At 63.7% G+C, this 14660-nt stretch carries 10 protein-coding genes and 1 pseudogene; 9 read left to right on the top strand and 2 right to left on the bottom strand.

Annotated elements, in window-relative coordinates:
- The first annotated feature begins 20 nt into the window (after positions 1-20).
- From hrpA to AWB77_RS12545, 6 genes and pseudogenes are all read left to right on the top strand, one after another.
- Complete coding sequence (gene hrpA, locus AWB77_RS12570) at positions 21-3821, top strand: ATP-dependent RNA helicase HrpA (protein WP_096031120.1); 3801 nt, start codon at positions 21-23, stop codon at positions 3819-3821.
- Positions 3822-3937: 116 nt separating this feature from the next.
- Positions 3938-4951, top strand: a complete 1014-nt coding sequence (locus AWB77_RS12565; protein ID WP_061134746.1) for a YVTN family beta-propeller repeat protein — start codon at positions 3938-3940, stop codon at positions 4949-4951.
- An 81-nt stretch (positions 4952-5032) separates the two neighbouring features.
- On the top strand, positions 5033-6052 hold the full coding sequence (locus AWB77_RS12560; RefSeq protein ID WP_061134745.1) for a sterol desaturase family protein: 1020 nt from the start codon (positions 5033-5035) through the stop codon (positions 6050-6052).
- Between the two features lie 76 nt (positions 6053-6128).
- Complete coding sequence (locus tag AWB77_RS12555; RefSeq protein ID WP_061134744.1) at positions 6129-6980, top strand: EI24 domain-containing protein; 852 nt, start codon at positions 6129-6131, stop codon at positions 6978-6980.
- Between the two features lie 16 nt (positions 6981-6996).
- A complete protein-coding gene (locus AWB77_RS12550; protein WP_061134743.1) occupies positions 6997-7815 on the top strand; it encodes a competence/damage-inducible protein A in 819 nt (272 codons plus the stop codon).
- Positions 7812-8506, top strand: a pseudogene (locus tag AWB77_RS12545) (copper homeostasis protein CutC). Before AWB77_RS12550 ends, AWB77_RS12545 begins: the two are co-directional and overlap by 4 nt.
- Positions 8507-8515: 9 nt before the next feature.
- Here the strand turns inward: AWB77_RS12545 and AWB77_RS12540 are convergent.
- Positions 8516-8980: a rhodanese-like domain-containing protein gene (locus AWB77_RS12540; RefSeq protein ID WP_061134742.1), complete on the bottom strand. Its 465-nt coding sequence runs from the start codon at positions 8978-8980 to the stop codon at positions 8516-8518.
- A 374-nt stretch (positions 8981-9354) separates the two neighbouring features.
- Here AWB77_RS12540 and glnA point away from each other — a divergent pair, with 374 nt between their 5' ends.
- The 3 genes from glnA (at position 9355) to ntrC (ending at position 13656) form a co-directional block, all read left to right on the top strand.
- Positions 9355-10770: a type I glutamate--ammonia ligase gene (gene glnA, locus AWB77_RS12535; protein WP_061134741.1), complete on the top strand. Its 1416-nt coding sequence runs from the start codon at positions 9355-9357 to the stop codon at positions 10768-10770.
- 164 nt (positions 10771-10934) lie between these two features.
- Positions 10935-12077: a nitrogen regulation protein NR(II) gene (glnL, locus tag AWB77_RS12530; protein ID WP_061134740.1), complete on the top strand. Its 1143-nt coding sequence runs from the start codon at positions 10935-10937 to the stop codon at positions 12075-12077.
- Positions 12078-12177: 100 nt separating this feature from the next.
- A complete protein-coding gene (gene ntrC / locus AWB77_RS12525; RefSeq protein ID WP_061134739.1) occupies positions 12178-13656 on the top strand; it encodes a nitrogen regulation protein NR(I) in 1479 nt (492 codons plus the stop codon).
- A 16-nt stretch (positions 13657-13672) separates the two neighbouring features.
- Here the strand turns inward: ntrC and xth are convergent, their stop codons facing one another.
- A complete protein-coding gene (gene xth, locus AWB77_RS12520) occupies positions 13673-14455 on the bottom strand; it encodes an exodeoxyribonuclease III (protein WP_061134738.1) in 783 nt (260 codons plus the stop codon).
- Between the last annotated feature and the right edge of the window lie 205 nt (positions 14456-14660).

Here is a 14660-nt window from a genome sequence, read left to right as displayed (position 1 = left end):
CGATCACCTTCCCCGAAGCGTTGCCCGTCTCCGGCCGGCGCGAGGAGATTGCGCGCGCCATCGCATCGAATCAGGTCGTGATCGTGAGCGGCGAAACCGGCTCGGGCAAGACGACGCAGTTGCCGAAAATCTGCCTCGCGCTCGGACGCGGGCTCGGCGCGGGCGGAAGCGGCCTGATCGGGCATACGCAGCCGCGGCGCATCGCGGCGTCGGCGACCGGCAGACGCATCGCGGAGGAACTCGGCACGCCGTTCGGCGAAGTCGTCGGCTACAAGGTGCGCTTCACGGACAATCTCGCGCCGGGCGCGTCCGTCAAGCTCATGACCGACGGCATTCTGCTCGCGGAAACGCAGACCGATCCGCTGCTGAAGGCGTACGACACGATCATCATCGACGAGGCGCACGAACGCAGCCTCAACATCGACTTTCTGCTCGGCTATCTGAAGGAGATCCTGCCGAAGCGCCCCGATCTGAAGCTGATCGTCACGTCCGCGACCATCGACGCCGACCGTTTCGCGCGCCATTTCGGCAGCGACGACAAACCCGCGCCGGTGATCGAAGTGAGCGGACGGCTGTATCCAGTCGAGATCCGTTATCGCCCGATCGAGGAAGAGAGCGAGGCGATCAAAAACGCGCAAGGCACCGCGCCGAAGCGCAACGACCGCAAGACGGACCGCGATCTGATGGAAGGCATCGTCGATGCCGTCGACGAACTGTGCCGCGTCGGTCCCGGCGATGTCCTCGTGTTCCTGCCCGGCGAGCGCGAAATCCGCGACGCGGCCGAAGCGCTCAGAAAGCATCATCCGCCGCACACGGAAATCTTGCCGCTCTTCGCGCGTCTTTCGGCGCAGGAGCAGGAGCGCGTGTTCAAGCCGTCGAACGCGCGGCGCATCGTGCTCGCGACCAACGTCGCGGAAACGTCGCTGACGGTGCCGGGCATCCGCTATGTCGTCGATACGGGCAGCGCGCGCGTGAAGCGCTATTCGTATCGCAACAAGGTCGAGCAGTTGCAGATCGAGCCGGTGTCCCAGGCGGCGGCGAATCAGCGCGCGGGGCGCTGCGGGCGCGTCGCGGACGGCGTGTGCATCCGTCTCTACGACGAAGCCGATTTCCAGTCCCGGCCGCGTTTCACCGATCCGGAGATTCTGCTCTCCTCGCTCGCGGCGGTGATTCTGCGCATGAAGTCGCTGCATCTGACGGCGATCGAAACGTTTCCGTTTATCGAGCCGCCGCCGGGCCGCGCGATCGCGGACGGCTATCAGTTGCTGAACGAACTCGGCGCCGTCGACGACGACAACGCGCTCACGCCGCTCGGCCGCGAACTCGCGCGCCTGCCGCTCGATCCGCGCGTCGGCCGCATGATCCTCGCCGCGCGCGATCATCACGCGCTGACCGAAGTGCTGATCATCGCGTCGGCGGTGTCGGTGCAGGACCCGCGCGACCGGCCGATCGAGGCGCAGCAGCAGGCGGATCAGGCGCATCGGCAATTCGTCGACGAGCGCTCGGAATTCCTGCAATGGACGCGCATCTGGAAGTGGTTCGAGGACGCCGTCGCGCACAAGAAATCGAACAAGCAGCTCGCCGACGCGTGCCGCGCGAACTTCCTGTCGCACCTGCGTTTGCGCGAATGGCGCGACGTGCACTCGCAATTGCTGACGGTCGTGCGCGAGCACGGCTGGCGGCTTAACGAGACAGAGGCGACGTTCGAGCAGGTGCATCTGTCGCTGTTGACGGGTTTGCTCGGCAACGTCGGAATGAAGGCCGACGACGAGCCGCATTATCTCGGCGCGCGCGGCATCAAGTTCCATCTGTGGCCGGGTTCGGCGCTGCTGAAGAAGGCGGGGCGCTGGGTGATGGCGGGCGAACTCGTCGAGACGAGCCGTCTTTATGCGCGCACGATCGCGAAAATCGAGCCGGAATGGCTGGAGACGGTCGGCGCGCATCTGCTGAAGACTTCGCTCTCGGATGCGCATTGGGAGAAGAAGGCCGCGCAGGTCGTCGCCTTCGAGCGCGCGACGCTGTACGGTCTGACCGTCTACGCGCGCCGCCGCGTGAGCTACGGCAAGCAGGATCCGAAATACGCGCGCGAGCTGTTCATACGCGGCGCGCTCGTCGAAGGCGAATTCGACACGCGCCTGCCGTTTTTTGCGCACAACCGCAAGCTCGTCGCGGATATCGAGCAACTGGAGCATAAGTCCCGCCGCCAGGACGTGCTCGTCGACGACGAACTGATCTACGGCTTCTACGATGCGCTGATTCCCGAGAACATGTGGACGGGCGCGGCGTTCGAACGCTGGTATCGCGAAGAGCAGAAGAAAGCGGGCAACGACAAGCTGCTGTTCCTCTCGCGCGACGACCTGATGCGCCATGAAGCCGCCGGCGTCACGACCGACCTCTTCCCGAAGCGCATGACGATGTCCGGCATCGAGATGTCGCTCACGTATCACTTCGAGCCGGGTTCGCCGCGCGACGGCGTGACGCTGCAAGTGCCGCTCTATGGCCTGAATCAGGTCGATGCGCGCCGTGTCGAATGGCTCGTGCCGGGGATGATGAAGGAGAAGGCGCAACTGCTGCTCAAATCGCTGCCGCAGAAGCTGCGCCGTCATGTCGTGCCGCTGCCGGAATACGCGGCGGGTTTTGCCGGGCGTCACACCGGGCCGAAGTTCGGTGCGGGCGCGCTCGTCGATTCGCTCATCGCCGATATCCGCGAAGAGACGCAAGTCGCCGTGAAAGGCGCGGATTTCAAGCTCGAAACGCTGCCCGCGCACCTCTTCATGAACTTCAAGGTGATCGACGAGCACGGCCGCCAGCTCGCGATGGGCCGCAATCTCGCGCAGTTGCGCGCGGAGCTCGGCGGGCAGGCGCAGCAGCAGTTTCAGAAACTGACATCGGCGGCGGCCTTCGATGCGCTTTCCGGCGAATCCGAATCGTCGCCGCCCGCGCAGCAGGCGACGGGCGTTGGCACCGCGCTCTACGAAAACCTGACGACCTGGAACTTCGGCAAGCTGCCCGAGCTGCTCGAAATCCGCCGGCGCGGACAGACGCTGTTCGGTTATCCGGCGCTCGTCGATCGGGGCACGCATTGCGACGTCGAAGTGTTCGATTCGCCCGAGGAAGCCGCGCGCATCCATCGCGCGGGGCTGCGGCGGCTGTTCGCGCTGCAGCTGCGCGAGCCGATCCGCTATCTGGAGAAGAACCTGCCGGGCTTGCGCGAGATGTCGATGCAGTTCATGGCGCTCGGCACGGCCGACGAGCTGCGCGATCAGATCGTCGAAACGGCGCTGGATCGCGCGTGCCTGCAAGACCCGCTTCCCGACGACGACGCGAGCTTCCACGCCCGCCGCGACGCCGCAAAAGGGCGCCTCACGCTGCTTGCGAATGAAATCGCGCGGCTCGTCGGCACGATCCTCGCGGAATATGCGGCGCTCGTCAAAAAGCTGGCGCAGGCGAAACCGTTCGGGGCGGCGTATGCGGACATGCAGGCGCAACTGAGCGGGCTGATCGGCAAGCGCTTCGTCATCGACACGCCGTATGCGCAGCTCGCGCATTTCCCGCGCTATCTGAAGGGAATCGGCCTGCGAATCGACAAGCTCAAGGCCGATCCGGCCCGCGACGCGCGTCTCTTTACCGACCTGCAGCCGCTCGCGATGCAATATCAGCGCGCGCTGTCGCAGCGCGGCGGCGTTGCGGATGCGCGTTTGACCGAGTATCGCTGGCTGCTCGAGGAGTTGCGCGTGTCGCTTTTCGCGCAGGAACTGCGCACGCCGATGCCGGTCTCGGTCAAACGTCTCCACAAGGTCTGGGAATCGATGCAGCGGTAAGTTTTCGCTGAAAGCGTGCGCTGAATCAGCGTATTGCGCAAAAAGCCGCAGCCCGTCAACCCGCCGGGCGAAGCAAACGTTCTACAATGACGCCTGCCCTCCGAAGCCTAATCTTCATGCGCAATATTTTCCGTTCCGGCCGTTTGCGTGCGATCGCCACGCGCGCGGCCATCGCAACCGGCGCTGCTCTGGTTGCCACCGCGGCATTCGCCAACAATGTCATCGTGCTCAACTCGGCGGAAGCCACGCTGAGCCTCATCGACGAAAACACGCGCCAGGTCGTCGGCACCGTGCCGACCGGCAAGGAACCGCACCATCTGATGCCAACGCCGGACGCATCGTCGCTGATCGTCGCGAATTCGGTGTCGAACAATCTGATGTTCGTCGATCCGAAAACCGGCGCGTTCCAGCGCTGGGTGCAGGACATCGAGGATCCGTATCAGATCGGCTTTTCGCCGGACAAGAAGTGGTTCGTGTCCACCGGCCTGCGGCTCGACCGCCTCGACATCTATCATTTCGACGGCAAGAATCTTTCCGTCGCGAAGCGCCTGCCGCTCGCGACGATGCCGAGCCACATCGCGTTCACCAACGACAGCTCGACCGCGTTCATTTCGCTGCAGGTGTCGGGCGAAATCGCCGCCATCGACCTGCCGACGCAGACCGTGAAATGGAAGATGAAGGTCGGCAAGGTGCCGGCGGGCGTGTGGCTCACGCCGGGCGACAAATATCTGCTCGTCGGCATGACGGGCGCGGATTACGTGGCGGTCGTCGACTGGCGCAACCAGAAGATCGTGAAGACCATCACGACGGGCAAGGGCGCGCACAACTTCCGCTCGATGGTCGACGGCAAGCACGTGCTCGTGTCGAACCGCGTGGCGAACACGATCAGCATCATCGACGAGGATTCGCTGACGAACGTCGGCGACATCACCGGCCTTTTGCCCGGCCCCGACGACATGGAACTTTCCGCCGACAAGAAGTATCTGTGGGTTACGTTCCGCTTCGCGAAGCACGTCGGCGTGATCGACCTGGCGAACCGTAAGCTGATCGAAACCATCAAGGTCGGCCGCTCGCCGCACGGCATCTACTTCTTCAATCGCGCGCCGGTGACGGCGCCGAACGGGGCGTAAGCAGACGGGGCGCGTATTCGCGCCCTGTACTACGATTGAGGTACGGCCGGACCCGAACGGCCCCAAGCACCACGGAGCACCATGTTTCATTCGATTCTTTCGTCGCTCGACGGTCTCGTGTCCTGGCTGCAGACGCTGCTCTATGTCGACGTCGTGCAGCCGGTGCTGTTCAAGATCGGCATGATGGACTACGACGAGGACACGTACGACGCGCTCTACTGGGTCATCGTCGGCGTGCTGGAAGTGCTTGCGATGTACGCGATCCTGCGTCCGCTCGAAGCGTTCCGGCCGGCGGAGACGTGGAAGGACCGCAAGGGCGTGCGCGTGGACGTTCTTTACACGTGGATCGTCAAGCTCGGCATCCTCAATCTGTTTTTCTTCTTCACGTTCCAGCCGCTTTTCGACTCGATGCAAAGCTGGCTGCGCCTGCATAACGTGCCGAATCTCGAGATCGACAACCTGTGGCCCGGCGTGACGACGCAGCCGCTCGTCACGTTCGTCATCTACCTGCTGATTCTCGACCTGGCGGGCTACTGGTATCACCGGCTGGAGCATCGCTTCGGCATCTGGTGGGAACTGCATGCCGTGCATCACAGCCAGCAGAAAATGTCGCTCTGGACGGACGACCGTAACCATCTGCTCGACGACGTTCTCCAGGCGAGCTTTTTCGCGTGCGTCGCGCTCGTGATCGGCGTGGAGCCGTCGCAATTCGTCGTGCTCGTCGCCATCACCAATTTCATGCAGAGCGTGCAGCATGCGAACATCCGCATGCACTTCGGCTGGCTCGGCGAGCGCATCGTCGTGAGTCCGGCGTTTCATCGGCGTCATCACGCGATCGGCTTCGGCCACGAAGGCACGACGTATGGCTGCAACTTCGGCGTGCTGTTCTCGTTCTGGGACATTCTCTTTCGCTCGGCCTCGTTCGACCGCACCGTCGAGCCGACCGGAATCCGCGACCAGCTCGGCGCGCCGGGTGTGACGCCCGTCCATTACGGCGACGGCTTCCTCGAACAGCACTGGCTCGCGTTCAAGCGTATCGCCGCGCGTCTTTCCGCCCGTCGCGCGGGCGCGTCCGCATCGGACAACTCGGCGGCCGTCTGAGCTTTCCTCACGAGACCGGCGCCCGCGTGCGGCGCTGGTTTATCCTGTCGGTTCCTCTTTCTTCCTCGAATTACGCATGAGTGACTTGCTGCGTTCGTTCGTGCGCGCGACGGCGAACGTCTTTCATCCGCGCATGCTCTGGCTGACGCTGATGCCGTTCGGCGTCGCGACCGTCCTTTGGGGCGCGGTGCTGTGGTTCTTCTGGCAGACGCTCACCGGCGCGGCCAATAGCTGGCTCAGCGCGTGGACGCTGACGTCGTGGATGTATCGTCTCTTCGACGCCGTCGGCTTTTCGTCGCTGCACGCGGTAATTGCGCCGTTTCTCGTCGTGATCATGACGGTGCCGCTGATCGTCGTGACGGTGCTGCTGCTGATCGCGACGCTGTCGATGCCCGGCGTCATCAAGCTGCTCACGCGCCGGCCGAAAGGTCACTACGCGTCGCTGGAAGCTCGGCGCGGCGGCTCGTGGTACGGCAGCCTCGGACATTCGGTCGTGACGACGCTCGTCTGTCTCGTGTTGCTGGTCGTCACGCTGCCTTTGTGGCTGATTCCGCCGTTCTTCGCGCTGATTCCGCCGCTGCTGTGGGGCTGGCTCACGTATCGCGTGATGACTTACGACGCGCTGGCGGTCCACGCCAGCGTCGAGGAGCGCCGCGCGATCGTGCGCGACGCGCGCTGGCCGCTCTTTGCGATCGGCATCGTGAGCGGCCTGCTCAGTTCCGTCCCGACCATGCTCTGGGCATGGTCCGTCTGGCTCCTGCCGCTCTTTCCGGTGGTCGCCGCCGTGACGATCTGGGCGTATGCGTTCATCCTCGTGTTTTCGGCGCTCTGGTTCGCGCATTACTGCTTGCACGCGCTCGAACGTCTGCGCGCGAGCGAGCCGCAATATCCGGCGATCACCGTCGAGACCCGCGACGTTTCACTCTAAGGACGAAGGGGCATTCATGGGCATTGGCGTCATCATCATCGGCGACGAGATCTTGTCCGGCCGCCGCACCGACAAGCATCTGCCGAAAATCATCGAACTGCTCGGCGCGCGCGGCCTGTCGCTCGACTGGGCCGAATACGTCGGCGACGATCCGGCGCGCATCACCGCGACGCTCGCGCGTACGTTCGCCTCTGGCGATATCGTCTTCTCGACAGGCGGCATCGGCGCAACGCCCGACGATCACACGCGGCAATGCGCGGCGAAGGCGCTCGGCGTGCCGCTCGAGCTGCATCCGGAAGCGGCCGAACTGATCCGCGCGCGCATCCGCGACACGGCGGCTCAGGCGGGCAAGCCCGTGGAGCTCGAATCGCCCGAAAACCTGCATCGGCTGAACATGGGCACGTTCCCGCGCGGCGCCGAGATCATTCCGAACAGCTACAACAAGATTCCGGGCTTTTCCGTCGGCGATCATCACTTCGTGCCGGGCTTTCCGGTGATGGCGTGGCCGATGATCGAATGGGTGCTCGACACGAAGTACGCGGATCTGCATCACGCGACGCCGTACGTCGAGCGGTCGCTGCTCGTGTTCGGCCTGCCGGAATCGCGCATCACGCCGTTGATGGTAGCGATCGAGCGCGATTTCGACGGCGTGCGCGCGTTCAGCCTGCCGAGCGTCGGCGACGCGGCGCGCGGGGCGCTTTACGCGCGCGCGCACATCGACCTTGGCGTGAAGGGCGATCCCGAAAAGGCGAACGCGGCGTTCGACGTGTTGCGTGAAGGCGTGATCGCGCTGGGCGGCGAAGTCGTGGAAGTGCCGCCGGAGGACGTGCAGTGACGCTGCTGGAAGTCATCGCGACGACCGTCGCCGATGCCCGCGCGGCGCAACGCGGCGGCGCGAACCGGCTCGAACTCGTCACCGCGATGGGCGAGGGCGGGCTGACGCCGAGCATCGGACTGATCGAGGCGGTGACCGAGGCGGTCGACATTCCGGTGAACGTGATCGTGCGGCCGCATAGCCGCTCGTTCGTCTACGATGCCGACGACTACGCGGTCATGCTGCGCGACGTGCGCGCGATCGCGAAGACGCGGGCGAACGCGATCGTCGTGGGCATGTTGACCGCGAACGGCGACATCGACACGGACGGGCTCGCGCGCGTGATCGATGCGGCGGATGGTTTGCCGCTCACGTTCCACCGCGCCTTCGACGACACACGCGACCTGCACGCCGCGTTCGATACGCTGCTGCAATTCGACGCCGTGACGAACGTGCTGACCTCAGGCGGCAAGCCGTCGGTGCTGGAGGCCGAGAAGACGATCGCGAAGCTCGTGGAGCGGGCGAAGGACTCGCACTGCACGGTGCTGGCGGGCGCCGGTCTGACTGTCGATGCCGTTGCGCCATTCGTCGCGTCGACGCGCGCGCGGGCGGTGCATTTCGGCTCGGGTGTGCGCGTCGACGGAAATGGGCTCGCGCCGGGAATGAAGCGCGAGTCAGGCGCGTGCGGGCGTCGCTCGACGCGCTGGGCTGAAGCGGGCGCCTACGCGCCGATCCACGGGAGCTTGCGGAAGCACCATCCCGCGACCGTTTTCCGATGCCCCTCGCCATCCTTGTCGCCTTCGAATCCTTCGAGCAGGTCGTACGCCTGCCCATAGCCGGCCTTCTGCGCCGCGACGGCCGCGAGCTTCGATCGCGCGGCGCTGCGGCACAGGAACACGACAGGCGTATCCGGAGTGGCGACCTGTCGCAATTGTTCGATAAACTCGGCGTTCGGCACCGAGCCGGGATAGCGAATCCATTCGATGTGCGCATACTGCGCGCCGTCGACGGCGGGGCGGCCGACCCAGTCGAGCTCCGCGCGCGTGCGTACGTCGACCAGGCGGGCGCGCGGATCGAGCTGAAGAAGCTCGAACGCTTCGGCCGGCGAGAACGCGCCTGCATAGGTGAGATTGTTCTGGGCCGCGCGGCTGGCGGCTTGACTATAAAGCTGTTCGAGCGTGCTCATGGCGCATCGGTCTCCGTTTGAAGCGCAAAGAATCATTCTAGCGCGGCGGGCGAAGCCGGCTGCCTCGGCCAAACGGACGAGTATTCAACGCCTCGATTTGGTGCAGAATCCATGTCACGCACTCAAAAGGTGCTTTAGTCAGATTGGAAATAGACACGCGCACCGATCTGGTGCTCGAACGACGAACACAGGACGGTCAGACGCCTTTCATCGCGGTGTCCGTTCACTAGAAACGCGCGCTGCTTCAAACGCTTAGCGCAAAGATGGTGCGCTTGGCACGGAAGCTGCTTTTCCATCCTCGATTGAATCGATTTCACAGGATTGGTCGGGGCGGCGAAGCGATTCGCCGACTTTTGTTAATCAGGAGATAGGTAATGAGTAAATCCGTGGCCGACGTCATGCAACTCGTCAAGGACGAGGACGTCAAGTTCGTCGACTTCCGTTTCACCGACACGCGCGGCAAAGAACAACACGTTTCCGTGCCGGTCTCGGCATTCGACGAAGACAAATTTGAAAGCGGCCACGCTTTCGACGGTTCGTCCATCGCCGGCTGGAAGGGCATCGAGGCGTCGGACATGCTGCTCGTGCCGGACGCGAACACCGCCTTCATCGACCCGTTCTTCGAAGAGTCGACGCTCGTTCTTTCCTGCGACGTGGTCGAGCCGGCAGACGGCAAGGGCTACGAGCGCGATCCGCGTTCGCTTGCGAAGCGCGCGGAAGCCTATCTCAAGAGCTCGGGCCTGGGCGACACCGCCTACTTCGGTCCGGAGCCGGAATTCTTCATTTTCGACTCGGTACAGTGGAACACGGACCAGTCGGGCACGTTCGTGAAGATCGGCTCGGAAGAAGCACCGTGGTCGTCGGCGAAGGAATTCGAAGGCGGCAACACCGGCCATCGTCCGGGCACGAAGGGCGGCTACTTCCCGGTCGCACCGGTCGACACGTTCCAGGACATCCGCTCGGAAATGTGTCTGCTGCTCGAACAGATCGGCATTCCGGTCGAAGTGCACCACCACGAAGTGGCGGGCCAGGGCCAGAACGAAATCGGCACCAAGTTCTCGACGCTGGTTCAGCGCGCGGACTGGCTGCAGCAGATGAAGTACATCATCCATAACGTGGCGCACACGTACGGCAAGACGGCGACGTTCATGCCGAAGCCGGTCGTCGGCGACAACGGTTCGGGCATGCACGTTCACCAGTCGATCTGGAAGGACGGTCAGAACCTGTTCGCGGGCAACGGCTACGCGGGTCTGTCGGAATTCGCGCTGTTCTACATCGGCGGCATCATCAAGCATGCACGCGCGCTGAACGCGATCACGAATCCGGGTACGAACTCGTACAAGCGCCTCGTGCCGCACTTCGAAGCGCCGGTGAAGCTGGCTTACTCGGCTCGCAACCGTTCGGCATCGATCCGCATTCCGCACGTCTCGAATCCGAAGGGCCGCCGTATCGAAACGCGCTTCCCGGATCCGCTCGCGAACCCGTACCTGTGCTTCTCCGCGCTGATGATGGCGGGTCTCGACGGCGTGCAGAACAAGATTCATCCGGGCGAAGCCGCGGACAAGAATCTGTACGACCTGCCGCCGGAAGAAGACGCGAAGATCCCGACCGTATGCGCGGGCCTCGACCAGGCACTCGACGCGCTCGACGCGGATCGCGAGTTCCTGACGCGCGGCGGCGTGTTCACGGATTCGATGCTCGACGCGTACATCGAACTGAAGACGAACGAGTTGCAGCGTTATCGTCAGGCGGTGCATCCGATCGAGTTCGAGATGTACTACTCGCTGTAAGCCGCATGTCGCACACGCGTTTTATCCGATGCAGTTCGATGAGACGCGCGACGCATGTCATGCAGTGAACAAAAGGGACGGCGCGCCGTCCCTTTTTTAATCGCTGCTGAGTGTCATGAAACCAGAAGAAGATCGGTGTCACGAACGACCTCAATGACTGCACGATGGTGCTAAAGAATCTGATCAAGGCACGCAAAGGCCACGCCGATGCGCTCTCCGACGACTCCCAACTGGCGGCAAGCGGTCTGCTGCCGGGCTTCGAAGCGCTGCCCACGAACGTGCTCGTCCTGGATATGCGCAACCTTCGCATCGCGTATGCGAACCCTTCGGCCGAAGCCATGCTCGAGATGTCGCGCAAGCAGTTGACGCAGACGAACTGGCCGGAGCTTTTCGCGAACGCGGACGAACTCGCGGCCACGATCGCATCGATCGCGGAAAACCGCTTCAACGCGACGCGGCTCGACGCGGTGCTCGACCGGCAGAATCGCGAGCCGGTGCACGTGCATGCGATCGTCGGCTATCTCGAAGCCGCGCCCGATTACGTGCTGCTCGAACTCTTCGAGAACGAACGTCACTTGCGCACGGATCGCGAGGAGCGCATCCACGATCTCACCGCGGTGAACAAGCAGCTGATCCGCAATCTCGCGCACGAGATCAAGAATCCGCTCGGCGGCATCCGCGGCGCGGCGCAGTTGCTTGAATTCGAACTCGGCGCGCGCGAACGCGACGAGCTGCGCGAATACACGCAGGTCATCATCAAGGAATCGGACCGGTTGCAGACGCTCGTCGATCGCTTGCTGGAGCCGCACCGGCATCCGCATATCGTCGGCGATGTGAACATCCACGAAGTCTGCGAGCGCGTGCGCGCGGTGATTCTCGCGGAGTTTCCGCGCGGCCTCACGATCGAGCGCGACTACGACGTGAGCGTGCCCGACTTGCGCGGCGACAAGGAGCAACTGATTCAGGCGTTGCTCAACGTCGTGCGCAACGCGGCGGAGGCGCTGAGGGAACGCATTTCACAAGGCGATGCGAAGATCGAGCTGCGCACGCGCATCGCGCGCAAGGTGACGATCGGCAAGAAGCTGCACAAACTGGCACTGGACTTGCATATCACTGACAACGGTCCCGGCATCCCCAGCGAAATCCGCGACCGGATCTTCTTTCCGCTCGTATCGGGCAGGGAAGACGGCAGCGGTCTCGGTCTCACGCTCGCGCAATCGTTCGTGCATCAGCACGATGGCTTGATCGAAGTGGAGAGCCGGCCCGGCTGCACCGAATTTGCCATCCTGTTGCCGTTCGAGAGTTGACCAGCGACTTCACGCCAAGGAACTTAGTGCATCCTGCTTTGACGCCTGACCGTTTCGACGGGCTCACACCGAACCATACGAAGACTTCTCGCCGAACGATATGAAGCCGATCTGGATAGTAGACGACGACCAATCCATCCGCTGGGTGCTGGAAAAGGCGCTCGCACGAGAAAACTTCACGACGCGCAGTTTCTCCGGCGTGCGCGATGCGCTCGCCGCGCTCGAAGGAGAGAGCCCGCAAGTGCTCGTCTCCGACATCCGCATGCCGGGCGGCTCCGGGCTCGAATTGCTGCAGACGGTGCGCGACCGCTTGCCGGGCTTGCCGGTCATCATCATGACGGCGTTCTCGGATCTGGACAGCGCCGTGGCCGCGTTTCAGGGCGGCGCGTTCGAATACCTCGCGAAGCCGTTCGATGTCGACAAGGCGGTCGAGCTGATCCGCCGCGCCGTCGACGAGAGCATGCGCGGCGAAGCGGCCTACGACGAACGCGTGACCGAGACGCCCGAGATGCTCGGCCAGGCGCCCGCGATGCAGGACATGTTTCGCGCGATCGGCCGCTTGTCGCATTCGGCGGCGACCGTGCTCATCACGGGCGAATCAGGCACCGGAAAGGAGCTTGTCGCGCGCGCCTTGCACCGACATAGCCCACGCGCGAACGGACCGTTCATCGCGCTCAATACTGCGGCAATTCCGAAGGATCTGCTGGAGTCCGAACTGTTCGGACACGAGCGTGGCGCGTTCACGGGCGCGCAGGCGATGCGTCAGGGCCGCTTCGAGCAGGCGGAGAACGGCACGCTCTTTCTCGATGAAATCGGCGACATGCCGTTCGATCTCCAGACACGCCTGCTGCGTGTGCTGTCGGACGGGCAGTTCTATCGCGTGGGCGGGCACAATCCGTTGAAGGCCAATGTCCGCGTGATCGCGGCAACGCATCAGAATCTCGAATCGCGCGTGCGGCAAGGCTTGTTCCGCGAGGACTTGTATCACCGGCTGAATGTGATTCGCCTGCGTCTGCCGGCGTTGCGCGAACGCAGCGAGGACATTCCGCTGCTCACGCGGCACTTCCTGCAAAAGAGCGCGCGCGATCTGGGCGTCGAGCCCAAGCGCGTGTCCGACGATGCGCTCGCGTACCTTGCGTCGCTGCCGTTTCCCGGCAACGTGCGTCAGTTGGAGAACTTGTGCAACTGGCTCACGGTGATGGCGCCCGCGCAAGTCATCGAGCAGAAGGATCTGCCGCCCGATCTCACGGCGCGTCAGGAGGTGAGCGCGGAGAGTCTCGCCGTATCGACGGATGGCGCGGTCGCGCCGGTTCCGAGCGCGGTGAACGGCGCAGCGTCCGCGCCGATTGCGGCAGCGCCGGCGGGCGTGTGGGAGAACGGCTTGCGCACGGAAGTGGCGCGTCTGCTACGCGAGAATTCGGCCGATGTGATGGACGAACTCGCGCGCCGTTTCGAAGCCGCGGTGATTCGCGAGGCGCTCGATTTCACGCGCGGCCGGAAGGTGGAAGCGGCGGAGCGCCTGGGTATCGGCCGCAATACGATCACGCGAAAAATTCAGGAACTGCATCTCGACGCGTGATCGCGTTTCAACGGAATCAGCCGATCGTCGCGATCACGGGCGCGTGATCCGACGGCTGGTCCCACTTGCGCGGCACCTTGTCGACTTCGCATGAGGTGCAGCGCGCCGCCAGCTCCTTCGATAACAAAATGTGGTCGATGCGCAGCCCCGCGTTGCGGCGAAACGCCATCATCCGGTAATCCCACCACGTGAAGAGCTTCTCGGGCTGCTCGAACTTGCGGAAGGCATCGGTCAATCCGAGTTCGACGAGTTGGGCGAAGTGCGCGCGTTCTTCGGGCGATACGAGGTTCTGTCCTTCCCAGGCTTTCGGATCGTGCACGTCGCGATCTTCCGGCGCGATGTTGTAGTCGCCCAGCAGCGCGAGCTGCGGATGACGCGCCATGTCCTCGCGCAGCCACACACGGAGCGCGTCGAGCCAGCGCATCTTGTAGGCGAACTTCTCGGAGCCGGGCGCCTGTCCGTTCGGGAAGTAGGCGGAGATGATGCGCACGCCGTCGATCGTCGCGGCGATCACGCGTTGCTGCAAGTCCTCGAAACCGGGGATGTTGCGCACGACGCTGATTTCATCGACTTCGAAGCCCGCATCGGCACGCACCAGAATGCCGACGCCGTTATACGTCTTCTGCCCGGCGAACCAGCTCTTGTAGCCCGCGGCTTCGAGTTCGGCGCGCGGGAATTTCTCGTCGGGAAGCTTGAGTTCCTGAAGGCACAGCACGTCGATGCCCGAGAGAGCGAGCCAGTCGATGACGTGCTGCTGGCGGACTTTGAGGGAATTGACGTTCCAGGTGGCGATTTTCATCAAATTTCGAAGACCTTGATTGATCGGAGCATGAGGTGAGGCGATTTGCGTTCGCCTATCGGCGACGCCAGGCGTGCGGAGACGTTTTCTGTCGGAATTTCGCTGGAGCGGCTCTTCGCTTCACGATGGCCAGTCTATCAGCGCATCATGCGGACGTGGCCCTCGCGGAACTGCAACATCTTTGCAGTTCGGTTCTGCCGATTCG

Source organism: Caballeronia fortuita (genome assembly GCF_001544835.2).
In the GTDB taxonomy this organism is placed as follows: Bacteria; Pseudomonadota; Gammaproteobacteria; order Burkholderiales; family Burkholderiaceae; genus Caballeronia; species Caballeronia fortuita.
The sequence above is the reverse complement of the archived record's forward strand: the minus strand, read 5'-3'. Positions and strand labels throughout refer to the sequence as shown.